General features: G+C 73.7%; 1 protein-coding gene. It reads left to right on the top strand.

What is annotated here, in order from left to right; genetic code table 11:
• Nucleotides 1-264: hypothetical protein (locus JMF97_RS30745; protein ID WP_203224686.1), on the top strand; the 264-nt coding region annotated here is incomplete at its 5' end.
• Between the last annotated feature and the right edge of the window lie 192 nt (nt 265-456).

Below are 456 nucleotides of genomic sequence, written 5' to 3'. Positions count from 1 at the left end.
GCAGGGCGGCGGTGGCAGCTCGCGGACCCGGGCTGGCAGCGGTGTGCCAACGACCGTCCCGTGCCCCGCCCCACCAGTCCACCATGCCCCCTCCTGCTCGCCTTCGGCGAGTTCGTGGTGCGCGACGTGGAGGGCCGGTGGCGGGAGGTCGGAGTCGACGGCTCCGAAGTGGATGGACCCTTGGAGCACCTCGACACCACCCCCGCCGCCATCGCTGCCGCCGCCGGGGTGCTGCCGACCGTGCTGCCTGACCTGGAGGCATGACATGGCGAGGGCCCGGGCACGGATCACGGCGCTCCCCCTGGCGATCGGCGTACTCGCCGGTGCCACGATCAGCTGGCCAGGGCTCACCGCCCCCCCCGCGTAACCCAGCCCGGTCGCGGACCAGGCCCCCACCGACCTCTGCACCACGGAGGAAGGCGCAGACAGCTCACGGCGCTGCCGACACAAGCTACC

The organism is Micromonospora fiedleri (assembly GCF_016774385.1).
In the GTDB taxonomy this organism is placed as follows: domain Bacteria; phylum Actinomycetota; class Actinomycetes; order Mycobacteriales; family Micromonosporaceae; genus Micromonospora; species Micromonospora gifhornensis.
Note: the sequence above shows the minus strand (reverse complement) of the source record. Positions and strands in the feature narration are given on the sequence as shown.